Source organism: Salinibaculum sp. SYNS191, from assembly GCF_037338445.1.
Taxonomy (GTDB): Archaea; Halobacteriota; Halobacteria; order Halobacteriales; family Haloarculaceae; genus Salinibaculum; species Salinibaculum marinum.
The window spans coordinates 1,062,517-1,085,549 of the sequence record NZ_CP147838.1 but is presented as its reverse complement, the minus strand read 5'-3'; the positions used below and the strand labels follow the sequence as shown (position 1 = coordinate 1,085,549).

Below are 23,033 nucleotides of genomic sequence, written 5' to 3'. Positions count from 1 at the left end.
GACACCGGCTGCTGTCACACGCTCCCGAACGTGTATTGTGGGGTTCAATTGGTCACGACTCCACATAACAGTCTCGGCCAGCCCTGCTGTCCCGCCCGGAGTCGTCAGGGCGCTGGTCTACGGGCGCACGCGCTCGGCGACTGTAGACTGTATCCAGGCGTGCTCGTTCAGCGGGTCGGAAATCATGGCCACGGTCGAGGACCCGACTTCGAACTCGTCGTACTCCTCCCTGATGCGTTCGCCGTCGTGGGTGTCTGTCGTGCCTTTCGTCATCTGTGCTTCCGGGAGTCCGGCCCCGGCTGGCCGTGTTCGGTCAACTGCACCGTTCCGTCGCGATGGACGTGGACCTGCCAGGTGCCGTAGGCGAACGTTACGCGCAGGTTGCTCGCCCGGGAACGGTCGGGCTGGGCGTACAGCAGTTCCAGTGCGTCGGGGTCGACGACGTCGTACAGGCTCGGCCGGAGTTCGATGGGGTCGATGCCCTCCGCCTCCGCGACCGCCTCGACGATGGCTTCTGTGAGCGTTTCCGGGGATTCCTCGGGGACGACCGCTCGCGCCTCTGTATCCATACCCAGACCAGGCCTCCGTTCCCCTTAGCTATACACTCGATATAACCAAACTGCCGCGGGTGGGTGACCCTATGAGTATAGGGCCCTCCATACGCGTCTATAGCTGGCCCTTCGCCGAGTGGTGTCCGGGTCCCGCGACGCGGGATTCCGGGACGTTGAAGGCTGGTCGCCTCCCCACCCCAGGTAATGACAGCAATTATCGACGGCGACGCCGTCGCCAGCGACGTCCGCGACGGCCTCGGCGACGCCATCGACGCGCTTGCCGACGCGGGCCAGACGCCCGCACTCGCCACCGTCCTGATGAGCGACGACCCCGCGAGCGAGACGTACGTCTCGATGAAGCAGGACGACTGCGAGGAGGTCGGCATCGAGGCCATCGACATCGAAATCGACCCCGACGCGCCCGCGGCGGAGCTGTACGACACCATCGACGACCTGAACGCCGACGACGACGTCAACGGCATCCTCGTCCAGATGCCCGTCCCGGACCACGTCGACGACCGCGAGGTGTTGCGCCGCATCGACCCCGAGAAGGACGTCGACGGCTTCCACCCCGAGAACGTCGGCCGCCTGGTGGCCGGTAACGCCCGCTACAAACCCTGCACGCCACACGGTATCCAGAAACTACTCGCCCACGCCGGGGTCGAGACGGAGGGCGCGGACGCCGTCGTCGTCGGCCGGTCCGACATCGTCGGCAAGCCGATGGCGAACCTCCTGATGCAGAAGGCCGCGGGCGGCAACGCCACGGTGACGGTCTGTCACTCCCGGACTGAGGACCTGGCCGCGAAGACCCGCGGGGCGGACATCGTCATCGCCGCCGCCGGCGTCCCCGAGATGATAGACGGCTCGATGCTCGCGGAGGGTGCGACGGTCATCGACGTGGGCGTCAACCGCGTCGATGCTGACAACGACAAGGGCTACGAACTGGTCGGCGACGTGGACTTCGAGAGCGCCAGAGAGGTCGCCGGCGCAATCACGCCCGTCCCCGGCGGCGTCGGCCCGATGACCCGCGCGATGTTGCTCTACAACACGGTGAAGGCGACCAGCCGCCAGACCGGCGTCGAGGTAACCCTCCCCTAACTCCCCTCGAAGCGGTCGCCGGCGCGGACCAGCGCCGTCTCGTCGCCCTCGCGGAGGTACGCCGACAGGTCCCGGACTGCGCGGACGATTCGCTCTGCTTCTTCCGGTTCCACGTCCCCGTCAAGCGCCTCGATTCGCTTGCGCCGGTCGCGCACTGCCGACAGGACCTCCGCGACGGGACGTTCAGGGTCCTCCTGCACCCGCCGCAGGTCCGAGACGTAGGCGTCGACGGCGGCCGCGACGGCCAGTCCGCGCTCGGCGCGCAGCGAGTCCGGGACCTCCGCCGGCGGCGGGCGCTCGCCGTCCGCGCCGCCGCGCAGCAGCGAGAGGAGGTACAGTTCCTCGTCGTCGTCGACCCGCATCGCCCGCGAGAGCGTCGCGCCGACCCGCCGCAGTTCCGCCGCGACGAGATAGGTATCGCCGAAGGGCTTCAGCCGACCGGCGTCCACGAACCCGGCCCTGTGGAGGTACTGGCGGGCCTGGTCGGCCGCGGTCTCCGCGACGGTCCCGAGCGGTTCGGTGTCGACCTGTTCGATGGCGGGCTGGAGGTCCAGTTCGACCGGGCTGTCCGTGTGCTCTGCATGGTCGCCGACGCCGACGCTGCGCACGCTGCCACACTCCGGGCAGGTTATCTCGCCGGTCTCGTAGTACGACCACCGCGTCCCGCAGTCGGTACACTGGCGCTCGCCGCGGAGTTTCATATCACCGCTTACGGCCCCGAATACAATAAATGACTGTCGCTTAGCTAACACCTAATCGGCCGACACCGGTCGGCACGTGACTCGCTTTGCGTCAGGCCGTTACACTTAAGTTCCTACCCGCATTTGCTCCAAGTGACGCTTCGCTTGGAGGGCCGAAGCGTCAGCGGGGACCAATTCAGGGCGGCAAGCGTTCGCGTGGCCTTTTCCGCCACGCGAACTGCTTTCCATTCCGTTTCAACGTACTTCGGAGCGACAGCGCTTCGCTCAGGAGATGTTCAGCGAGCCGTTGCTCTCGCCTCAGGAGATACTCAGCGAGGTGTCGCTCTCGCCGTCGGCGTTCTCGTCCCACTCGATTTCCAGTTCCAGGCTCAGTTCGCCGGCCCCGTCGGCCGGCCCCTCGCGCTCGGCCTTGACCTCGAACTCGACGGTCTCCGGCGGGTCGAGCGTGACGGACTCGCCGCCGGCTTCCAGCGTCACCGGGTCGCCGGATTCGAGTTTGTCCGCGACCGTCCGCATGTACGACGCCACGGCGGCGAGGGTCTCTTTCCGCTCGCTCTCGAAGAGGACAGTTTCTGGCATACGAACACGTAAGCCGCGAGCGAGAATAAGAGTGTCTGGTTTCCACCGGTCCCGACTCGTCATCGAACGGGCCCGGCGATTGCCGTCTCGTGGACATCTCGCAGAGGCGAACAGTATCCCGAACTATCGCAGGGTTGATTACTTCTGGGGCCGTGCGCCTTGCCGGCAAAACCGCGACGGCCGTTCCTGGCGATGACAGAACCCCTTTCACCGCTCGCCCGGGCGTGACGTCTCGCCGTCACTCGAAACCGCTCGTTTTCGCCGGACTGCGACCCGACAATTTCGGGTTCGAGTCGATTGCTACCAAGGAACATGTGACATCTTCTCCGACTGTTTGCATGGTTCACCAACCTGGCGAGACAACTCCTGTCCCTGACCCGTCAGCTCTCGCACGTATTTGGAACGACATATTTAAGATAATCAGACACGAATAGGTAGTCAGACTATATCGATGTACGACCTGACAGGATTCCAGCGTGACCTGCTGTACGTCATCGCGGGGAAGGAGGAGCCGCACGGACTGGCAATCAAGGAGGAACTGGAGGACTACTACGAGAAGGAAATCCACCACGGGCGGCTCTACCCGAACCTGGACACCCTGGTCGACAAGGGGCTCGTCGAGAAGGGCCAGCGCGACCGGCGGACGAACTTCTACAGCCTGACGCGTCGCGGCCGCCGGGAGATAGAGGCCCGGCGCGAGTGGGAAGGCCAGTACATCGACTACTGAGGCTCCCATCCTCGATGGTCTCGTCGCGAACAGCCACTGCCGTCGCCGGACTCCTGCTCAGCCTCGCGGTCAGCGTCATCCTCTGGTGGCAGTTCGACACCTTCCTGTTCTTCCTGGTCGTCCCCTTCGTCCCCTTCCTGTTCCGGAGCCAGGAGCGACCGCCCGTCAGGGAGTGTCCGGTCTGTGGCTTCCGGACCCGCAACGAGGAGTACGACTACTGTCCCCGCGACGGCCACCGCCTCGACTAGCCGTCTGCTGCCGGGTCGCTGTCGGGGGTGCCGGGCGGACTCTCCTCGGCCGACTCCTCCTCGGGAGCGTCCGACGTGTCGGCCGGGACCGCGGCGTCCGTTCCGTCGCCGGCAGTGTCTCCACTGTCCGGCGGTGCCGCCTCGCCAGTCAGACCACCCGGGTCGACGGCGTCGGCCTCGATGGGTTCGCCGGCGAGCAGTTCCGGGAGCACCAGGCGGACGAAGTGCGCGACGAGCACGAGCACGAGCGGTCCGAGGAAGAGCCCGTACCAGCCAAAGAGGACGGGACCGAGGATGTACGCGAACATGACCGTCCCGGTGTGGAGACCCCTGCCGGAGACGTACGGTCGCAGGACGAGGTCGGGTATGAGGTCCACGATGACGATGGAGACGACGGCGACGAGCGCGACGAATCCGAACCCGGACCCGGTGAGCGCGGCCCGCCCGCCGAGGTAGAGCACGAGCGGGACGTAGACGATTTTCATGCCGACGACGGGGATGAGACTCCCGGCACCGGCGAGCACGCCGACGAGCGCGGGGGAGGGCACCGCCAGGTCCGGCGGGGCAGCGAGGTTCAGCAGGCTGTAGGCGATAGCGCCGATGACGCCCGTCAGGAGGGCGTTGAGGATGTTGCCGAAGTAGACGTCACGCAGGCTCTCGTCGACGGCGCGGCCGTAGGACTCCAGCGTCCCGCGGTCGTCGTTGAGCAACGTGCCGTAGCCCGCCAGCCGGTGGCCGTCCCGGAGCAGGTAGAAGGCGATGGCGAAGGCGACGAAAAGCGAGAGCAGGCCGGAGCCGACGAGGCCGAGATAGCCCAGCGCGGAGGCCAGCACGTCGAGTGCGGCCTGGGGGTCGCCGACCTGGTCGAGTGCGGCCTGGGGGTCGTCGACGACAGTCGAGACGTTGAGGTAGGGCTCGATCGTCGAGGCGTAGGGGCCGAAGTCGATGTTGCTGGCGACGGTGGCGAGTTCCTGGAGGGCGACCGCGGCGGTGTAGGCGACGAGCAGGACCAGCGGCAGCGCGAGCACGACCAGGGCCAGCGCCGCCGACACCGTCGGCTGGCCGACGAACCGGCGGATTGCCCGGTGTGCCGGACGGGTCGCGTAGTACAGGAAGATGCCGAAGACGACTGTCCCGAGGAAGGCCAGTGCCACCCACGCCAGCAGCGCGGCGAGCGCGAGACCCACGGCAGCCCAGGCCGCCCGGTACGTGTCGAACCGGTCGAACATGCCTCCCGGTTCCACGTCTCGGGTGAAAAGTGCGTGGGTCGTCCTGGTACCCGCGCGGTCCTGCGCCGGCCCACGACTTGGCACGCGGACTCGTGTTGCTGCCCGACGACGCTGAGGTGATTCCTACGCCAGTGCGTGTCACGTGCTGGCACATAACTTATCTCGTGGCTGCCCCAACGTCGTGGTATGGACCGCGACAGCGCCGAGCCGCAGGTTGCGGGCGTCCCCGGCGACGCCGCCCGGCAGTGGGTCGAGTACCACCACGAGTACGCCGCCCCGAGTACGTACGTCTACGACTTCGTCTGGGACCACACCGCGCCCGCCATCGGCCCCTTCTGTACCGACGTCGACGGCAACGTCCTCATGGACTTCACCGGCCACGTCGGCGCGATGCCGCTCGGGTACAACAACCCCAAGATTCTGGACCCGCTCGCGGAGTTCGACCTCGTCGAGCCGACGAAAATCGCCGGCCAGGACTTCTACACCCGGGCGGGGACCGGCGGCGACACCGTCCCCGACGTCCCAGGCCCGGCGGGCCTGATGGAGCGGCTGACCGACGCCTGCAGCCACTACGGGCTGGACACCGTCTTCCTCTCGAACACCGGCGCGGAGGCCGTCGAGAACGCCATCAAAATCGCCTACGACCACACCAGCGGGAAGTACGCCATCACCTGCGAGGGGGCCTTTCACGGCCGCACGCTCGGGGCGCTCTCGCTGAACCGCTCGAAGGAGATTCACCGCCGGGAGTTCCCCGAGATTCCGAGCGTCCACGACGTCCCCTTCTGCACCGACCGGGCCTGTTGCCCCGACACGTGCGACTGCGGGTTCTTCTTCGCGGAGACCTCGCGACTCCGCCGGATGGTCGGCGAGGGCGGCTACGTCAACCCCGCGGAGACGGCGTATCTCATTCTGGAACCCGTCCAGGGCGAGGGCGGCTACCGCTTCCCAAGCGACGCCTTCATGGACGAGGTGGCGGCCGTCGCAGACGCGTACGACATCCCGATCGTGGTCGACGAGGTCCAGTCCGGGCTCGGACGGACCGGCGAGATGTGGGCCTCGGACCACTACGCCATCGAACCGGACGTCATCGCCAGCGCGAAGGCGCTGCGGGTGGGGGCGACCATCGCCAGCGAGGACGTCTTCCCCGACGAGCAGGGACGGCTCTCCTCGACGTGGGGGGCCGGCGACATCCTCGGCATCGCCCAGGGCGCGCTCACCATCGACGCCATCCACCAGTACGACCTGCTCGACAACGCCACCGAGCGCGGCGCGCAGGCCAGGGAGTTGCTGGCGCAGGCGGCGATGTCCGGTGTCGTCGACGTGCGCGGGAAGGGGCTGATGCTGGCCGTCGAGTGGGAGTCGCCGGACCGACGGGACGCGGTGATGGAGGCGGCGCTGTCGCGGGGACTGCTCACGATGGGCTGTGGACGGAAGACGATGCGGCTGCTGCCGCCGCTGGACGCGACGCCCCGGGAGATACGTCTCGGGACCGGGCTCCTGGCGGAGGCCGCCGAGACAGCGGCCTGACCCGGCTCACCTGACGACCGTCACCGGCACCGGCGACCGACGGATGACTGTCTCGGCCACGCTTCCCAGCAGGACGCGGGTCGTGCCCCTCCGGCCGTGGCTCCCGATGACCACGTGGTCGATGTCGTTGTCCTCGACGTAGTCCACGATGGCCCGGCCGGCCCGCCCGCTCAGCCGCTCCGTCTCGATGTCGACGCCGCTGGCTTCGGCCGTCTCCCGGGCCTTGTTCAGAATCCGTTTGGCTCGTTTCTCGTAGTTCGATATCAGTTCGTCGTAGCTCCCGATGGTCTCGATGCCGGTCATCGGCTCCAGGTCGTGCGGGTCGATGGCGTGCACGGCGACGAGTGTCGCCTCCGGGTACTGCTCGACGGCGAAGTCGAGCGCCTTCTTCGACGGGTCCGATTCGTCCAGCGGCACCAGTATCCTGTCAGGCATGGTCAATTGCGGGAGTTTCCGTCGCTCCTATTTTGTTATCCTTCACGTACTTCTGACGGCAGTAACCAAAGCAGACGCTACCGGGTGGGAAGCGCCGCGTGACCGCCGACGAGCCGGTCGACTCAAACGGTCATTTGACTCTCCGTTCTTTATACCATCTCTCTCGCCGATTGACTGCCTGTATGCAACGCAAGTACCTCGCAGCAATCGGCTTCGCCCTGCTGCTCGCGCTCAGTACAGTCGGTGTCGCCGCCGGACTCGGTCCGTCCGGGGCGGCCCCGGCCACGGCAGACGACCAGCCCACGAACCGCTCGATAACAGTCGACGCCACCGGTGAGGCGAGTGCCACCCCCGACCGGGCCGTCATCCACCTCGCGGTCAGAGCCGAGGGTGAGAACCCGTCGGCGGTCCGTGACGAACTCGTCAGCGGGGCCGAGGACCTCCGCGCCGCGCTGGACGAACTCGGCGTCGAGTACGAGACGGTCGCGTACTCCGTCGACGAGCGCTATCGGCCCCCGGAGCAGTCGGGCGGCCCGACCTACGAGGGGGTGCACCGCTTCGAAGTCACGCTCGACGACCCGAACGCGACCGGGAGCGTCGTCGACGCCGCAGCGGACGCGGACGCGTCGGTCGACCGCGTCCGGCTGACCCTCTCCGACGAGAAGCGCGAGGAACTGCGAACCGAGGCCATCCAGAACGCGATGGACGACGCGCGCCAGCAGGCCGACACCATCGCCGCGGCCGCTGACCTCTCCGTGGCCTCCGTCCTGACGGTCGACGCCGCCCAGAGCGACTACAGTCCCGTGGCCTACGAGCAGGCAGCGGCGGCCGACTCCGGAAGCGCCAGTACCACCATCGACAGCGGCGACGTTTCCGTGACCTACGACGTGCAGGTCAGCTACGAGGCGACGGAGTAACGAGCGTCGCGACTCCGCTCCATTTTTTGCGACCGACCGGCCAGCGACGGTAGCGTCCGCGACCTAGAACTGGTAGCGCCGGTCGTCGTTTTGCTGGGGCTGGGGGAACTGGTTGCCCCCGGTCATCTCCTCGAAAGTCATCCCGGAGAGGTACTCGTCGTAGGTGGCGTCGTAGCCGCTGCGGAGGTGGAAGTCCAGATTGCCGGTCTCGACGGCCGTCTGGAAGAGCATGTGGACGGCCCGCCGGAGCAGTTCGTCGGTGTCGTCGGGCTCCAGTGCCACCGTCAGCATGGCGAGTTCGTTGCGCGTCTCGCGGTCCAGGTCGACACTCAGCTCCTCGCCGAGGTCCGCGTACCGCTGCTCCACGTCGTCGGTGAGCTCGTCGAGACTCATGTTCGTCGCGTGGGCAGGCGCGTGGATACGGGTTTCGACTCCCCGGCAGGGGCGTCCGCCCGCCCGAGACCGCGTCCGCGGACGACATTGGAAGATGGTGTTCAAATATTGCCGGAAAAGTCCCAGTTAGGTCAATCGCGGCCGAGTAACAGGACAAATGAATAGAAATGATCCGTACACTCCGACGGGGGCGTACATCTACGAGTGCACGGTCTGCGGGGCGCGAATCGAATCCGAAGAGCGAATCGGGGAGTGTTCGTCGTGCGGGGGCGCGGTCCAGAACATCGCGGTCCCGCGCGAGTGACGGTCAGTAGTCGGGGAGGTCGTCCGGCGCTTCGTAGTTGCCCTCCCAGTCGATGTACTCCTCTTTGAGCACGTCGCAGACGATCTGCCCGAACTCCGTCAGCGACGCGTTGATGGCCGAGACGGTCCCCCAGGAGTCGATGTCGGGGTGTATCTCGCGTTCGCGCCAGTCCTCCGGTAGCCCCGGCGCGTGGTACCCGACGCGGTCCGCGAAGTCGTCCCAGAAGAAGTCGAACTCGGCGACGAGTTCGAGGTCGAGCACTATCTCCCACTCCGACTCGTCGAGTTCGGTGTGCTCGGCCCACTCGTCGAACGAGCGCTCCCAGGCACCCTCCTCGAGGTACTCCTGGAGTTCGTCGCGGCGGTAGTCCTCGCCCTGGACCTCGACGTCGTCGTACTCGTCGACGTTCGTCGTGGGCGAGAGTTCGGGCGGTTCCGGGGCTTCGACATCGAGTGTCATGTCTCCCTGTAGGGTCGTCCCGGAGATAAAGACACGCGCCGGCTACGTCGCGTCGCGGGCCTCTGCACGCAGGCGCTCGCCAACCTCTGTCTTCACGGTGAGGTCGGGGACGGAGACTGTCTCCCCGTCCTCGTCGACGGCGGCCAGGACGGAGATAGCCTTCACCGCCAGGTCCCGCTCGCCGGTGTAGCGGTCCTCGTCGTAGCAGCGGACGTGGACGGTGACGCTCGACGACCCCGCCTCGATGACATAGGCGTCGAGCAGCGCAATCGAGCCCTGCGGAATCGGGCGGCGGAAGGCGATGTCGTCCATCCCGACGGTGACCGTCTCACTCCCGGCAAAGCGCATCGCGGCCATCGCCGCCACCTGCTCCATCCACTTCAGCAGGTCGCCCCCGTGGGCGGTCCCCATCGCGTTGGACTGCCCGGGGAAAATGTAGCGTCGCGTCTCGACTTTCGTTTCGAGCAGCGTGGGCATACCCGGACGTCGCCGCTGGGACAGATGTGTCTACCGGGTCGTCGTCGCGGTCGCTCGGGCCGCGCTCACGCGGAGACGTACTGTGCTTCCCACTCCTGACGGGCGTCCAGTTCCCGCTCGCCACGCTGTGTCAGGTGGTAGACGTTGGTTCGGCGGTCCTTCTCGCCCTTCTCGACGAGCCCCTTCGTGACGAGTTCGTCGAGGTTCGGGTAGAGCCGCCCGTGGTTCACCTCACCCTCGTAGTAGTCCTCCAGTTCCTCCTTGATTGCCAGTCCGTGCGGTTCGTCCAGTCCCGTGATGACGACCAGGAGGTCCCGCTGAAAGCCAGTCAAATCGTGCATCAACGGGGATATGTTGCTTCCGGTTTATTACGTTAACTGTTTACTTGCTTACCTAGTTCGCCCGTCCGGACGATGCCGACAACGGTAAACCGTCCGACCCAGTAACGCCACTGATGACCGAGAGCGGCCGCGACGGTGACCCAATCGAGACCGAGACGCCGGCTCCGCCCGGCGAACCCTCGGGAGAGGGGTCGGTCACCGTCGTCGGCACCGCACACGTCTCCCACGAGAGCGTCGCGGAGGTCGAGGAGACCATCGAGCGCGAGCGGCCGGACGTCGTCGCGGTAGAACTCGACGAGAATCGCTACCGGCGCATGCAGGGCGAAGCGCCCGAGGACATCGACGCCGGCGACCTCATCAAGGGCAAGACGGTCTACCAGTTCATCGCTTACTGGCTGCTGTCGTACATCCAGACCCGTCTGGGCGAGCGCTTCGACATCGAACCCGGCGCGGACATGAAGGCCGCCGTCGACACGGCTGAGGAGGTCGGCAGCGGCGTCGCGCTGGTCGACCGGGACATCCAGCTGACCATCCAGCGCTTCTGGAAGCGCATGCGCTTTCGCGAGAAGGTCAGCATGTTCACCTCGATGGCCGTCCTCACCGCCGGCCCCTGGGGCGTCGGCCTCGGCGTCGGCTTCTTCCTGGGTACCATGGTCGCCCTCGTCGGCGGCGCACTCGCCGGCCCCTTCTTCATCCCGCCCGGCCTCAGCGTCGACGTTGGCGTCCCGCTGCTCGGCGGGGTCGTCGGCCTCCTGCTGACGGTCCTCGACGGACTCGTCCTCGCGACGCTCGTGGCCGGGGTCGTCGGCATCCCGATTGCAGTGGTGCTCGCGACCACCACGGGCGACGCCGAGGACGTCGACGAGTTCGACATCGACGAACTGACCGAGGCGGACGTGGTGACGGCGATGATGGAGGAGTTCCGCCGGTTCTCCCCCGGCGGCGCGGAGGCACTCATCGACGAGCGCGACGCCTTCATCGCCCACCGGCTCGTCGCGCTGCGCGAGGCCGGCTACAGCGTCGTCGCCGTCGTCGGGGCCGGCCACCGCGAGGGAATCGAGGGGTACCTGGAGAACCCCGAGACGCTCCCGCCCGCCGAGTCGCTGGTCGGGATGCCCGACGGGAACCGGCTGGGGAGCATCCTCTACAAGGCCTTCGGCTACCTCTTTACCGTCGGCTTCCTGGTCTTCTTCGTCCTGCTCGCGATGGCCGGCGTCCGCCAGCAGTACCTCATCGTGCTCTTTGGCGCGTGGTTCCTCGTCAACGGCATTATCGCCGCGGCGCTGGCGAAACTCGCCGGGGCACACTGGACGAGCGCGTCCGTCGGCGGCGGGGTGGCCTGGCTCACCAGCGTCAACCCGCTGCTCGCGCCCGGCTGGTTCGCCGGCTACGTCGAACTCCGGTACCTGGACGTCAACGTCGGCGATATCAGCCGGCTGAACGAACTGCTCTCCGACGAGGAGACGCCGCTTGGCACCCTGTTCAAACAGATGCGCGAGGTCCCCCTCTTCCGTCTCATCCTCATCGTCGGCATGACCAACGTCGGGAGCTTCATCGCCAGCATCCTCTTCGCGACGGTGTTGTTGCCGCAACTGTCGACCGAAATCGGCGGCGTCTCCGGCCTGGCCGACCAGATGGTCATCGGCGCGCGCAACAGCGCCGAACTCATCTGGGAGGTGCTGACGTGAGCCGGCGCGTCGGCTACCGGGTCGGCGACATCCGATTCAGCCAGCGGGAACTCCGCGACTTCGGGGTCGCCTGGCTCGCCCTCGCCGTGGCCTTCACGTTCTTCCTGAACCCCGGCCTCGTCCAGGGGCTGCAGTACGGTAGCGTCCGGCCGGCGGCACTGGTCGAGGCGTTCGCCCTCTCGCTCATCACGGTCGGGACGGGCTTTCTGCTGCACGAACTCGGCCACAAGGTGATGGCGATTCGGTTCGGGCAGGTCGCCGAGTTCCGCGCCGACTACGGCATGCTCGGGCTTGCCGTCGTCGCGGGACTGGCTGGCTTCCTCTTCGCCGCGCCCGGCGCGGTCCACCACCGCGGCCGCATCACGCGCCGCGAGAACGGCCTCATCGCGCTGGCCGGGCCGCTGGTCAACGTCGCGCTCGCCGCCGTCTTCCTCGTTCCGGCGACGCTCGCCAGCGGTTTCGTCGCCGCCGTCGGTGGCCTCGGCTTCGTCATCAACGTCCTCCTGGCGGGGTTCAACATGATACCCTTCGGCCCGCTGGACGGCCGGACGGTGCTGGACTGGAACTCGGCCGTCTTCGCCGCCGTCTTCGTGCCGACGGCAGGTCTGGGCGTCTGGCTGCTCTTCGGCGGCCTGCTCTGAGTACCTGCCAGGTACGTATCACTTCGATTGAAATAGGTTCATACAGCCGGGCCAGAAAGGTCACTTCATGACCTCCACACGACGCGACGTGTTGAAGACGGGCGGGCTGGCCGCGCTGGTCGGCGTCACCGGCGGCCTGGCCGGCTGTACCGACGGCGGCCTGCTCGCCAGCGGCGGCGACGAGTCGGGGAGCTGGCAGTACGACCCCGCCGCGCTGGTCGAGACGCAGAACCGCTTTTTCGGCACGCTGGACTACGCACAGCTGTACGACAACCGCCAGTACCTCCCCGAGTCGAGCCGCGAGGACTTCGAGACCGACGCGGATTCGCCGCTCGACGCGGCGGACATCGGCGAACTGACCGGCGTCGGTGCGGGCCAGTACTCGCCGGAGACGACCGCCGGCGTCGTGGTGGGCTCCGCGGCAATCACGGGCGAGTTCGGCGCGGACGAGATAACCGAGGCGATGGGTGAGGACGGCGAGAGCGACGCGGAGCAGGTCGGCGAGTACGAGGGGTACGCGCTCTACGAGAACGCTCAGCCGGTCACCGGCCCCACCGCCATCGACAGCGGCGTCTCCGCGACGTTCGGCGTCGGCGACGGCGCGGTCGTCATGGGCGTCGTCTCCGCCGAGGGGACAGAGGCCGACGTCACCGGCCGGGACGCGGTCGAGCAGATGATCGACGCCTCGAACGGGGAGGCGCCGCTGCTGGCCGACGACAGCGAGTACGCCGGTCGACTGACGGACGCGCTCGACGGGCAGTCGATGGAGGTCGGCGGGGAAGTCGACCCGGAACTCGTCGCCGAGCTGACGTCGGGTGCCGCCCCGACCACCGCGCAGTTCGTCGACGGCATCCGCGCGGTCGGGTTCGGCGCGAACGTCGCCGGCGAGACGACGACGTTCACCTTCACGGGCGTCTACGAGGACGAAGAGACGGCCGACGACACCGGCATCGTGGGCGTCGTGAACGCCGCCGCAGAGCAGGCGGTCGCGGAATCGCAGGGCATCGACGACGTGACTGCCAGCCGCGACGGCGCACTCGTCTCCGTCGAGATGAGCGGGGAGACGAAGACCATCTTCGCCGAGCAGGTCCCCGACGGCGGGACGACGCTGTCGCTCTGAGCGGCCGCGAGCCACCAGAGCGATGGGCTTTTGCCGACCTCACGCGCACACTCGGACATGACCGAAGACGAAGACGAGGAGGGGCTGACCTACGCCGACGCGGGTGTGGACATCGCGGAGAGCGAGGCCGCGACCGCCGCGCTCATCGGCGCAGCCGGCGAGTTCGAGGGCGACTACGCCGGGCTGGTCGACATCGGCGACCGCTACCTCGCGCTCGCGGCGGACGGCGTCGGCACGAAACTGCTCGTCGCCGAGGCCATCGACGACTACTCCACCATCGGTATCGACTGCATGGCGATGAACGTCAACGACCTCGTCGCACAGGGGGTCGAACCCGTCGCCTTCGTCGACTACCTCGCCGTCGAGGAACCGGACGACGAGACAGCCGAGGAAATCGGCGAGGGGCTGCGCGAGGGCGCCGAACGCGCCGGCGTCGCCCTCGTCGGCGGCGAGACGGCGGTGATGCCCGACGTCATCAGGGGGCTGGACATCGCCGGTACCTGCGCCGGCCTGGCACCCAAGGACGCGCTGTTCCCGGCCGAGGCCGAACCCGGCGACGCCATCGTCGGCTGGCCGTCCTCCGGCATCCACTCCAACGGCCTGACGCTCGCTCGGGAGGCGGTCACCAGAAATCACGAGTACACCGACCCGTTCCCGCCGAACCCCGACCGGACCGTCGCCGAGGAACTGCTCGAACCCACGCGCATCTACACGGACGTCCTCGCGGGCCTGCGCGCACACGAGACCCACGCCGCGGCCCACGTCACCGGCGGCGGCTGGACGAACCTGACCCGGATGGGGGCCCATCGCTACGAGATTACGGACCCCTTCGACGCCCAGCCCGTCTTCGAATTCGTCCAGGAGGAGGGCGACGTCAGCGACGAGGAGATGCACCGGACGTTCAACATGGGCACCGGGTTCGTGGCCGCGCTCCCGCCGGAGGACGCAGAGTCGCTCGTCGAAAGCGACGAGGACGCGCGGATTATCGGTGAGGTGCAGGAGACGGACGACGACGAGGCCAGCGTGGCGATTCGCGGGCTGGAGTTGTAGGACCGACCCGAGCGCTTTTTGTACTCCGACCGGAATCACGGGTGACTGTGTTCGACGACAGGCCGACAGCGCCCGTGGAATCGCCGGTACGCGACGGCGTCGCGGCACTCGCCGCGGGGTCCGCGGACCCGCCGACTATCGTGAGCATCAGCGACGTCCACGGCTACCTGGAGGAGGCCCGGAGCGCGCTGCTGACGCTCGCCGACCACGACGACTACGACCCGGTGGTGACGGCCGACGCCGCCGGCCGCCTCCAGTGGGCGGGCAACGACTACGTCCTCGTCTTCAACGGCGACCTGGTCGACCGCGGGCCGCACAACGCGGCCGTCGTGGAGATGGTTCGCCGACTGCTCGAACAGGCCCCGGACGGCCGCGTGCGCGTCACGCTCGGCAACCACGAGATGGGCATCATGATGCCCCACCGCTTCGGCTGGGACGGCTGCTACTCCACCGACCGGACCAACCAGGAACGCCGCGGCTTCCTCGACCGCATCGCGGACGGCCACGTCGTCGCCGCCTACGAGGGCCACAACGTCACCTTCGCGCACGCGGGCCGGCCCGACCCCTACGAGGCTGCCACGCTCAACGACGCGCTGGTCTCGGCGGCGCGGACGCTCCGTGAGGCCGTCGGGAGCGCGGACGACGCGACGGTCCAGCAGGAACTCATCGACGGCTACCCCGCCGTCCTGGGCCTCGGCGGTCGGACCGGGCGCGGTCCCGGTGCTGGCGTCGCCTGGCTGGACTTCGAGTACATGCCCGCCGACGCCCCGCCACAGGTCGTCGGGCACACGCGCCAGGACAACCCGCGCCGGCGCGAGGCGGTCGTCTGCCAGAACGTCATCCGGAACAACCACCGGACCGGCGGCGGCGAGGCCGTCGTCGTCGAGACGCCCGAGTGCGTGGTCGCCCTCGGCCGCGCGGCCGACGGGACCGTCATGACCCACGAGTTCTCGATGCCGGACGCGACCGACCCGGTCGAGTGACAGGCGAGCGGACGGCGGGACCGGGCCCCGGTCTCGATGGAAATCCGTACATTTATATCGCATTTGTCGACGGATTCTCAGTTTTTAGGAACTAAATCAATCGTATTTATTCGAAGTGACGAACGGGGCTCCACGGATGGTCCCGGAGACGACGATTGCGTGGGGAGCGTTCGCGCTGGTTCCGGTGTTGGTCGGCCTGGCCGGGCTGGCGTGGCGCAAGCGAGCGGAACCCGCCGGCGTCCCGGTCGCCGTCTACCACCTGCTGCTCGCATTCGGGGCCGCGGATTACGGACTCGCGCTGCTGGCCCGCGAGCCGACGCCCAAGTTCCTGTTCACCGGGTTCTCCCTGGTCCTCATGTCCGCGTTCGTCAGCAGCTGGGTCGGGGTCGCGCTCGCGTACACCGGTCACCGGGACTGGCTGACCCGGCCGGTGACGGGGCTGCTCGCCGTCGAACCGGCGGTGCTGGCAGTGGCCACCGCGTTCCCTTCCCTTCGCCCGCTCGTCTACGAGATTCCGTCGACGGCCGGCGTCGGATCGATTCGGGCCTTCGGTGCCGAGGCGGGCCTGCTCACCGTCGGCCACTTCCTCTATCTCTTCGCGCTCATGGTCGTCGCGACGGGACTTTTCATCAATCTCTTCGTGCGCTCACGATATCTCAACCGGGGGCAGGCGGTGGCGCTGCTGGGCGCGGCCACCGCCCCCTGGTTGACGATTCTCGTCCAGGCCTTCGACATCGTGAGTACTGTTGACGTCAGCTTCGCCGCCTGGACGCTCGCCGGCGTCGCAATCACCATCGGCCTCTACAGGATTCGGTTGCTCGACCCCGTGCCCGTCGGCCGGTCCGCCGCCATCGAGGAGATGGCCGACGGCGTCTTCGTCCTCGACGGGGACGACCGCATCGCCGACGCGAACCCGGCGGTCGAGGACTTCTTCGGCGTCGACGGCGACGACATCCGCGGCGAACACGTCAGCGCCGTCGTCGCGGACTGGGAGTCGATACCCACAGCGGCGGGCGAGTGGACGGAACAGGCGGTGACCGTCGACGGCGACCGGCGCTACGTCGAGGTCCAGACTGAACCGTTCACCGACCACCTCGACCGCCGCGTGGGTCGCCTGGTGGTGGTCCGCGACGTGACCGCCCGCAAGCGCCGCGAGCAGACGCTCGCCCGGTACGAGACAGTCTTCGAGACCGTCCAGGACCGCGTCTACGTCCTCGACTCGGACGGCCGGTTCCTGCTCGTCAACGACTCGCTCGCGGCACTGCTCGGCCGGGACCGGGACGCGCTGGTCGGCGAGCCGTTCGAGTCGGTCCTCGCAGAGTCGGTCGAACCGTTCACTCCCGTCCCGGCGGGCGACGGCGAGGTGACCGGCGAGCCGGTCGAACTACGGCTCCGCACTGCCGATGGGGGGACGGTACCGGTCGAGACGCAGTTCAGTCCCGTCGAGTTCGACGACGTCAGCGGCGTGGTCGGATACGTCCGCGACATCTCCCGCCGCAAGGAGACCGAGCGCTCGCTCGCGAAGACCTCAGAGCGGCTGGACACGCTCGTCCACGCGTCGCCGCTGGCGGTCGTCGCCACCGACACGCAGGGCAACGTCGTGACCTGGAACCCGGCGGCCGAGGAGATGTTCGGCTACACCGAGTCGGAGGCGCTGGGTGACGTGCCCCCGATTATTCCCGACGAGCGCGAGGGTCCCATCGTCGAGCGGTTCACCCAGGTGCTCGACGGTGCGCAGTTCAGGGACGTCGAGACGCGCCTGGAGTGCAAGGACGGGACCGTCATCGACGCCAGCGTCTCGATTGCCCCCCAGTACGGCCCGGCCGAGGAGGTCCGCGGTACGGTGTCGATTATCGCCGACATCACCGACCGCAAGGAGCGCGAGCGACAACTCCAGCGCCAGAACGAGCGCCTGGACCAGTTCGCCAGCATCGTCTCCCACGACCTGCGGAACCCCCTGAACGTCGCCACCGGGCGGCTGGAACTGCTCGCCGAGGAGTACGACGGCGAGCACCTCGACCCGATGGCCGACGCGCTCGACCGGATGGGGGCGCTCATCGACGAGACGCTGACGCTGGCCCGCGAGGGACAGACCGTCGCCGACATGGAGCCGGTCGCACTCGCCGACCTCGCGGCGGAGTCCTGGGACCGCGTCGACACCGAGGGGACCGCGGCCTCGCTGACGGTCGCGACTGCTGCCGCCGTCGAGGCCGACGCGGACCGCCTCCGGCAGGTCTTCGAGAACCTCTTTCGCAACGCCGTCGAGCACGGCGGCGCGGACGTGACTATCCGCGTCGGGGACCTCGCCCACGGCTTCTACGTCGAGGACGACGGCCCAGGCATCCCGCCGGACGAACGCGATACCGTCTTCCAGCCGGGGGTGACTTCGAACCAGGACGGGACCGGGTTCGGCCTGGCCATCGTCCGGGAAATCGTCGAGGCCCACGGGTGGGACGTCGACGTGTCCGTGGGGGCCGACGGCGGGGCGCGCTTCGAGGTCACGGGCGTCGAAACCGCCCGGGTGCTGACGCTCGACTGATGGAGAGGGGGCTGGGGCGCGGGCGACGGCGACGCGTCAGGAGAGGTGGCGCGCGATGTCGGCCTCGGTGATGATGCCGACGGTCTCGCCGCTCTCGACGACGAGGACGGCGGCGTTGTGGTCGAGGTGGGCGTCGACGGCGTCGATGGTGGCGTCCGGTTCGACGGCGGTCATCGACTCGTGCATCACCTCCGCGACGGGGAGTTCGCCGACGTTCTCCTCCTCGCGCTGGCGGATGTCGGACGTGGCGATGAGCCCGTGTGGCGTCCCGTCGCGGACGACCGGTACCTGCGAGTAGCCCTTCTCGTCCATCAGTTCGGCCGTCTCGTGGACGCTGGCGTCCGGCTCGACGCTGACGACGGGCGAGTGCATCAGGTCCCGGGCGCGCAGGATGCCGCCCTCCGCCTCCTGGAGCGCGTTGACGATGCGCCGCAGCGTCGAGAGCCGCGGGTCGACGTCGCCGCCCTCGATGCGGGCGATGAGCGGCTGGCTGACGTCGGCCTTCTCGGCCAGTTCGCTCTGGGTCAGGCCCAGTTCCGTCCGGCGCTCGCGCAGGTCCTCCGGCGTCGGCAGGTCCATACCAGTGGATAACTGCAAGTAATACAAAAAACTTCGGGCTGGGAAGCTTCAGGCGTCCGCGTCGTCGTCCTCGGCGAACTCGATGGTGTCGATGACCGTCAGCGGGACGTCCCGGAGCGCGCCGCCGATGTCGCTTTTGGCGATGCGCTGGGCGTGTTCGGTGCTCTCGGCGTTGAAGACCTTCATCTCCAGCATGAGTCCGACAAGCGCGGTGTCGGCGGCGATGAAGGCGGAGTCGAATGGCTCGGCACACGCCGGGCACTCGGTGAAGCCGACCTCGACCTCGACGTAGTCCATGTCCTTCTCGTTCAGGCGCTTCCCGGCCTCGCTGACGGCGACGCCGATGGCGTCGTCGATGTCGTCCACGTCGTGGACCAACCAGGCCGCCTCGAGTACCACTCGATAGTTCATACACGACGTCAGCGCCGGCAGATACACGTCTCTTTTGGATTCGCCCGGCGCGCACGTCACCCCGATAATGGCTATAACTTATCCAGAGTACGACCCTCTCCAACCCCTCGATTACGTGTCACTGCGCCGTCGACCCCACTCGATTTGACCTGTGCGCAACTTCGCTTGAATCGCAAGACGGGGCGGCCGTGAAACTCGACCTGGATGATAAATCGTGAGGGATTTCCGCGACAGGTTTATACGTCTCCTCACGCCGACTGGCTATCGAGGTACGATGGAACGCATCCACCGCGCAACCCTGCTCGTGCTGTACCAGCTCACCCTCGTCGCCGGCATCGCGCTGTTGCCGATTGCGATGGTCACGGAGCGGCTGGGAATCCGGCTCCCGGTTCACCGGGTCGTCCGCCGACTCGGGAACGCCTACGAGCAGGCCCAGCCGTCGTAGGCCCCCGCCTGCGACTCTCCAGACTCGAACGACCACCAGCCCTTCTCTGTCGCGTCGGCTCCCCGGCACACGCGGCTACCCACTGTTCCCGTCCCGCAGGTCCGTCAGTACCAGCCGAACAATCTTCGTCAGTCCCGCGAGGATGCAGAACTCTCGCTGTGTGCGGAGACGAGCGGGCCCACGGTGGTCGTGAACGAGTACTTTATTAGGCGACGGGCCAGTAGGCGAGGGTAATGCAGGACCCTAACTTCTCACCGAGCACGCCCCGTCTCGACAGTCGTCTCCACGACGACCCCTACGAGCCAGAACTCGGCTCGCTGCCCAGCGGCGACCGCGACGAGGACGCGGTCAACAAGACCGGGACGACGACCATCGGCATCGCCACTGGCGAGGGCGTCGTCATCGCGACGGACAAGCGCGCCAGCCTCGGCGGCCGCTTCGTCTCGAACAAGAACGTCCAGAAGGTCGAGCAGATTCACCCGACGGCCGCGCTGACGCTGGTCGGCTCCGTCGGCGGTGCCCAGTCGTTCATCCGGACGCTGCGCGCGGAGGTCAACCTCTACGAGGCCCGCCGCGGCGAGGACATGAGCATGACCGCGCTGTCGACGCTGGCGGGCAACTTCGCCCGCGGCGGCCCGTTCCTGGCCATCAACCCCATCCTGGGCGGCATCGACGAGGAGGGCAGCCACGTCTACAGCATCGACCCCGCCGGCGGCGTCATGGAGGACGACTACACCGTCACCGGGTCCGGCCTGACCGTCGCCTACGGCACCCTGGAGGACCGCTACGAGGAGGGCATGAGCAACGAGGAGGCCCAGCGCGCGGCCGCGGCCGGCATCAAGGCCGCCGCAGAGCGCGACACCGGCTCCGGCAACGGCATCTTCATCGCCGACGTGACCGCCGACGGCGTCGACATCTCCGACTACGACCTCGACGAAGTCGAAGTCTGAGCGACACGGACGGCTTTTATGACTGCAGGGTGTCTCTCCACGGGTAGATGAATCCGAATCGCGTCGACGCCATCATCGACCTGTTGTACGGTGCTCTCATTTTCGTCGCCGTCGCGCTGATGGCGGCGGTCGGCGGGGAAATCGGTATCGCGTTCGGGCTGGGTGTGCTCGTCTCCTACGCGTTGCACGTCGTCTGGAAGATGGCTCGCTACGACCCCGACTGGATGACCCGCGAGGTCGCCGAGAAGGTCGAGGAGGACCTCTCCGAAGACGTCGCCAAGAGCGTCGAGGAGTCGGTTACCGAGGACGTGACCAAGGAAGTTGCGGATACAGTCTCGAAGAACGTCGAGGAGACGGTCACCGAGGAGGTCGCAGCCAACGTCACCAAGAGCGTCGAGCAGAGCGTGACCGACGAGGTCACCGAGAGCGTCACCAAGAACGTCGAGGAGACGGTCGCTCAGGACGTGACGAAGGAGGTCGCGGACACCGTCTCGAAGAACGTCGAGGAGACCGTGACCGAGGAAGTCACGGACTCGGTGACGAAGAACGTGGAGGAGTCGGTGGCCGCCGAGGTCAGCAAGAGCGTCGAGGAGTCCGTCGCCGAGGACGTGGCCGAGAGCGTCACCGAGGACCTGACGAAGGAGGTGACCGAGACTGTGACCGAAGAAGTCACGGAGGAGGTGGCGGAGAATGTGAAGGAGGAAGTCGCAGAGAACGTCACTGAGGAGGTGGCGGAGAACGTGACCGAGGAGGTGGCAGAGAACGTGACGGAGGAAGTCGCAGAGAACGTGACGGAGGAAGTCGCAGAGAACGTGACGGAGGAAGTCGCAGAGAACGTGACGGAGGAAGTCGCAGAGAACGTGACGGAGGAAGTCGCAGAGAACGTGAGCGAGGAGGTCACGGAGGGAGTGGCCGAGGACGTGACGAAGAACGTCGAGGAGACGGTCACGGAGGAAGTCGCGGAGGAGGTCAAAGAAGAGGTCACCGAAGAAGTCGCCGAGAACGTCGAGGAGACGCTGAGCAAGGAGGTCGACGAGGTCAAGGAGAAACTCGACGAGGTCGAGGAGGCGGTCGAGGAGTCGGGCGGGGGCGACGGCGCGGACGCCGAGGACGGCGAGGAAGCCGCCAAAGGAGACGACTGACCGACACGACGCCGGTGGCACTCCGGTCGGACTTTATGGGGGCGGCATATACCAGGGGATATGGAGCTGTTCGGGACGGCAGGTATCAGAGGGCCAGTCACGGAGGTGACGCCCGACCTCGCGCTCGCGGTGGGGCGTGCGGCGGGCGTCGACGGCGACGCGTTCGTCCTCGGCCGGGACGGTCGCGAGACAGGGGCCGCGCTGGCGGACGCGCTCGCGGCGGGCCTCGAATCCGCGGGCGCGACCGTCCTGCGCCTCGGCACGGTCCCGACGCCGGCGGTCGCCTACGCCTCGCGGGGCCGCCGCGGCGTGATGGTCACGGCGAGTCACAACCCGCCGACTGACAACGGCATCAAACTCTTCGTCGACGGCCGCGAGTACGACAGCGAGTCCGAGCGGCGCATCGAGGCCCACGTCGACGCCGACGAGGGACAGGCCGAGTGGGACGCGTGGGGCACCGGCGAGCGCGTCGACGTGCTGGGCGAGTACCGCGACGCCGTCGCCGACTACGCGGCGGGCCACGGCGCGACGCCCGAGGACCTCACCGTTGCCGTCGACTGCGGGAACGGGATGGCAGGCCTGGCCACGCCGCAGGTGCTGACCAGCCTCGGCGCGGACGTGGTGGCGCTGAACGCCAACGTGGACGGACACTTCACCGCGCGCGAGTCCAAGCCGACGCCGGAGACGCTTGCGGACCTCCGCGCGTTCGTCGCCGACGGCGACGCCGACCTCGGCATCGGGCACGACGGGGACGCCGACCGCATCGTCGTCCTCGACGGCGACGGCGACGTCGTCCACGAGGACACCGTCCTCGCCATCGTCGCCGAGCACTACACCCGCGCCAGCGACGCCGGCGACCCCGTCGTCGTCACGACACCCAACGCCTCCGGGCGCATCGACGAGCGCGTCCGCGCTGCCGGTGGTCGCGTCGAGCGCGTCCGCCTCGGCGCGCTCCACGAGGGCATCGCCGAGGCCCGCGGGGCCGGGGACGAGGACACCGAGGTCGTCTTCGCCGCGGAACCGTGGAAGCACATCCACCCCGCCTTCGGCGGCTGGATAGACGGCGTCGCCTCGGCGGCGGTCATCACGCGACTCGTGGCCGACAGCGGCCTCGACGCGCTCCGGGAGCCGATTGCAGAGCGCCCGTACCGCAAGGAGAGTGTTCCGTGCCCCGACGAGCGCAAAGAGGCGGCGATGGAACGGCTGGAGACGGCGCTGCCCGACGCCTTCCCGGAGGCGGGCGTGAACACCGACCACGGCGTCCGCCTGGACCTCGACGGCGGCGCGTGGACGCTCGTCCGCCCGAGCGGGACGGAGCCGTACATTCGCGTCTACGCCGAGAGCGAGACAGTCGACGACCTGGTGGAGACCGTCGTCGGCGTCGTCGAGGACGCTATCGAAGACTGAGGCTCCCGGGTTTCACGAGGCCAGAACAACCACTCCTGTCTAGACCCGTTCCCCAGCAGACACGGGCGGGGCCTTTCTTGTTCTTATCGACG

At 67.9% G+C, this 23,033-nt stretch carries 28 protein-coding genes; 16 read left to right on the top strand and 12 right to left on the bottom strand.

Features of this window, described 5'->3' with window-relative positions; all coding sequences use genetic code 11:
• Positions 1-117: 117 nt before the first annotated feature.
• On the bottom strand, positions 118-273 hold the full coding sequence (locus WDJ57_RS05870) for a hypothetical protein (protein WP_338904736.1): 156 nt from the start codon (positions 271-273) through the stop codon (positions 118-120).
• Positions 270-569, bottom strand: a complete 300-nt coding sequence (locus WDJ57_RS05865) for a HalOD1 output domain-containing protein (RefSeq protein ID WP_338904735.1) — start codon at positions 567-569, stop codon at positions 270-272. The genes WDJ57_RS05870 and WDJ57_RS05865 overlap by 4 nt, the downstream gene beginning before the upstream one ends.
• Positions 570-755: 186 nt before the next feature.
• On the opposite strand from WDJ57_RS05865, the gene WDJ57_RS05860 reads away from it, so the two are divergent.
• Positions 756-1,649 (top strand): bifunctional methylenetetrahydrofolate dehydrogenase/methenyltetrahydrofolate cyclohydrolase, encoded by an 894-nt coding sequence (locus WDJ57_RS05860; protein WP_338904733.1) that lies wholly within the window; start codon positions 756-758, stop codon positions 1,647-1,649.
• Here the strand turns inward: WDJ57_RS05860 and WDJ57_RS05855 are convergent.
• Positions 1,646-2,350, bottom strand: a complete 705-nt coding sequence (locus WDJ57_RS05855) for a TFIIB-type zinc ribbon-containing protein (protein WP_338904731.1) — start codon at positions 2,348-2,350, stop codon at positions 1,646-1,648. The two genes, WDJ57_RS05860 and WDJ57_RS05855, sit on opposite strands and share 4 nt — an antisense overlap.
• Before the next feature lie 297 nt (positions 2,351-2,647).
• A complete protein-coding gene (locus tag WDJ57_RS05850; RefSeq protein WP_338904729.1) occupies positions 2,648-2,929 on the bottom strand; it encodes an amphi-Trp domain-containing protein in 282 nt (93 codons plus the stop codon).
• Between the two features lie 451 nt (positions 2,930-3,380).
• Here WDJ57_RS05850 and WDJ57_RS05845 point away from each other — a divergent pair, with 451 nt between their 5' ends.
• Positions 3,381-3,656 (top strand): PadR family transcriptional regulator, encoded by a 276-nt coding sequence (locus tag WDJ57_RS05845; RefSeq protein ID WP_338904727.1) that lies wholly within the window; start codon positions 3,381-3,383, stop codon positions 3,654-3,656.
• A gap of 14 nt (positions 3,657-3,670) precedes the next feature.
• Positions 3,671-3,904: a hypothetical protein gene (locus tag WDJ57_RS05840; RefSeq protein ID WP_338904725.1), complete on the top strand. Its 234-nt coding sequence runs from the start codon at positions 3,671-3,673 to the stop codon at positions 3,902-3,904.
• Here the strand turns inward: WDJ57_RS05840 and WDJ57_RS05835 are convergent.
• A complete protein-coding gene (locus WDJ57_RS05835) occupies positions 3,901-5,133 on the bottom strand; it encodes an AI-2E family transporter (RefSeq protein ID WP_338904723.1) in 1,233 nt (410 codons plus the stop codon). The two genes, WDJ57_RS05840 and WDJ57_RS05835, sit on opposite strands and share 4 nt — an antisense overlap.
• A 186-nt stretch (positions 5,134-5,319) precedes the next feature.
• Between WDJ57_RS05835 and WDJ57_RS05830 the strand changes: the two genes are divergently transcribed.
• On the top strand, positions 5,320-6,660 hold the full coding sequence (locus tag WDJ57_RS05830) for an aspartate aminotransferase family protein (protein WP_338904721.1): 1,341 nt from the start codon (positions 5,320-5,322) through the stop codon (positions 6,658-6,660).
• A gap of 6 nt (positions 6,661-6,666) precedes the next feature.
• On the opposite strand, the gene WDJ57_RS05825 is transcribed toward WDJ57_RS05830, so the two are convergent.
• Positions 6,667-7,095 carry a universal stress protein gene (locus tag WDJ57_RS05825; RefSeq protein ID WP_338904719.1) on the bottom strand — a complete coding sequence of 143 codons (429 nt, stop codon included), beginning with the start codon at positions 7,093-7,095 and terminating at the stop codon, positions 6,667-6,669.
• A 182-nt stretch (positions 7,096-7,277) separates the two neighbouring features.
• On the opposite strand from WDJ57_RS05825, the gene WDJ57_RS05820 reads away from it, so the two are divergent.
• Positions 7,278-8,012, top strand: coding sequence for an SIMPL domain-containing protein (locus WDJ57_RS05820; RefSeq protein ID WP_338904718.1), 735 nt, complete (start codon positions 7,278-7,280; stop codon positions 8,010-8,012).
• A gap of 63 nt (positions 8,013-8,075) precedes the next feature.
• Here the strand turns inward: WDJ57_RS05820 and WDJ57_RS05815 are convergent, their stop codons facing one another.
• Positions 8,076-8,405, bottom strand: coding sequence for a hypothetical protein (locus tag WDJ57_RS05815; protein WP_338904716.1), 330 nt, complete (start codon positions 8,403-8,405; stop codon positions 8,076-8,078).
• A 157-nt stretch (positions 8,406-8,562) separates the two neighbouring features.
• Between WDJ57_RS05815 and WDJ57_RS05810 the strand changes: the two genes are divergently transcribed.
• Complete coding sequence (locus tag WDJ57_RS05810) at positions 8,563-8,709, top strand: rubrerythrin-like domain-containing protein (RefSeq protein ID WP_338904714.1); 147 nt, start codon at positions 8,563-8,565, stop codon at positions 8,707-8,709.
• Between the two features lie 3 nt (positions 8,710-8,712).
• On the opposite strand, the gene WDJ57_RS05805 is transcribed toward WDJ57_RS05810, so the two are convergent.
• The 3 genes from WDJ57_RS05805 to WDJ57_RS05795 form a co-directional block, all read right to left on the bottom strand.
• On the bottom strand, positions 8,713-9,168 hold the full coding sequence (locus WDJ57_RS05805; protein WP_338904712.1) for a hypothetical protein: 456 nt from the start codon (positions 9,166-9,168) through the stop codon (positions 8,713-8,715).
• A 42-nt stretch (positions 9,169-9,210) separates the two neighbouring features.
• Complete coding sequence (locus tag WDJ57_RS05800) at positions 9,211-9,645, bottom strand: acyl-CoA thioesterase (protein WP_338904710.1); 435 nt, start codon at positions 9,643-9,645, stop codon at positions 9,211-9,213.
• Positions 9,646-9,710: 65 nt separating this feature from the next.
• The gene (locus tag WDJ57_RS05795) at positions 9,711-9,986 is read right to left on the bottom strand and encodes a PadR family transcriptional regulator (protein ID WP_338904708.1); all 276 of its coding nucleotides are present in this window, start codon (positions 9,984-9,986) and stop codon (positions 9,711-9,713) included.
• Positions 9,987-10,099: 113 nt separating this feature from the next.
• On the opposite strand from WDJ57_RS05795, the gene WDJ57_RS05790 reads away from it, so the two are divergent.
• From WDJ57_RS05790 to WDJ57_RS05765, 6 genes are all read left to right on the top strand, one after another.
• Positions 10,100-11,674, top strand: a complete 1,575-nt coding sequence (locus tag WDJ57_RS05790; protein ID WP_338904707.1) for a TraB/GumN family protein — start codon at positions 10,100-10,102, stop codon at positions 11,672-11,674.
• A complete protein-coding gene (locus tag WDJ57_RS05785; protein ID WP_380630221.1) occupies positions 11,656-12,315 on the top strand; it encodes a metalloprotease in 660 nt (219 codons plus the stop codon). Before WDJ57_RS05790 ends, WDJ57_RS05785 begins: the two co-directional genes overlap by 19 nt.
• A 67-nt stretch (positions 12,316-12,382) precedes the next feature.
• Positions 12,383-13,435 carry a hypothetical protein gene (locus tag WDJ57_RS05780; protein ID WP_338904703.1) on the top strand — a complete coding sequence of 351 codons (1,053 nt, stop codon included), beginning with the start codon at positions 12,383-12,385 and terminating at the stop codon, positions 13,433-13,435.
• A 57-nt stretch (positions 13,436-13,492) separates the two neighbouring features.
• On the top strand, positions 13,493-14,485 hold the full coding sequence (purM, locus tag WDJ57_RS05775) for a phosphoribosylformylglycinamidine cyclo-ligase (protein WP_338904701.1): 993 nt from the start codon (positions 13,493-13,495) through the stop codon (positions 14,483-14,485).
• A gap of 47 nt (positions 14,486-14,532) precedes the next feature.
• Positions 14,533-15,468 (top strand): metallophosphoesterase, encoded by a 936-nt coding sequence (locus WDJ57_RS05770; protein WP_338904699.1) that lies wholly within the window; start codon positions 14,533-14,535, stop codon positions 15,466-15,468.
• A 136-nt stretch (positions 15,469-15,604) separates the two neighbouring features.
• Positions 15,605-18,007, top strand: coding sequence for a PAS domain S-box protein (locus tag WDJ57_RS05765; protein ID WP_338904697.1), 2,403 nt, complete (start codon positions 15,605-15,607; stop codon positions 18,005-18,007).
• Between the two features lie 36 nt (positions 18,008-18,043).
• Here the strand turns inward: WDJ57_RS05765 and WDJ57_RS05760 are convergent, their stop codons facing one another.
• A complete protein-coding gene (locus tag WDJ57_RS05760; protein WP_338904695.1) occupies positions 18,044-18,586 on the bottom strand; it encodes a CBS domain-containing protein in 543 nt (180 codons plus the stop codon).
• 48 nt (positions 18,587-18,634) lie between these two features.
• A complete protein-coding gene (locus tag WDJ57_RS05755; RefSeq protein ID WP_338904693.1) occupies positions 18,635-18,997 on the bottom strand; it encodes a DUF555 domain-containing protein in 363 nt (120 codons plus the stop codon).
• Positions 18,998-19,271: 274 nt separating this feature from the next.
• Here WDJ57_RS05755 and WDJ57_RS05750 point away from each other — a divergent pair, with 274 nt between their 5' ends.
• The 4 genes from WDJ57_RS05750 (at position 19,272) to WDJ57_RS05735 (ending at position 22,941) form a co-directional block, all read left to right on the top strand.
• Positions 19,272-19,442, top strand: coding sequence for a hypothetical protein (locus WDJ57_RS05750; protein ID WP_338904692.1), 171 nt, complete (start codon positions 19,272-19,274; stop codon positions 19,440-19,442).
• Positions 19,443-19,675: 233 nt separating this feature from the next.
• Positions 19,676-20,392, top strand: coding sequence for an archaeal proteasome endopeptidase complex subunit beta (gene psmB, locus WDJ57_RS05745; protein WP_338904690.1), 717 nt, complete (start codon positions 19,676-19,678; stop codon positions 20,390-20,392).
• 47 nt (positions 20,393-20,439) lie between these two features.
• Entirely contained in the window at positions 20,440-21,534 is a 1,095-nt protein-coding gene (locus tag WDJ57_RS05740) for a DUF445 family protein (protein ID WP_338904689.1), read from the top strand.
• Positions 21,535-21,594: 60 nt separating this feature from the next.
• Positions 21,595-22,941, top strand: coding sequence for a phosphomannomutase (locus WDJ57_RS05735; RefSeq protein ID WP_338904688.1), 1,347 nt, complete (start codon positions 21,595-21,597; stop codon positions 22,939-22,941).
• Positions 22,942-23,033: the final 92 nt, after the last annotated feature.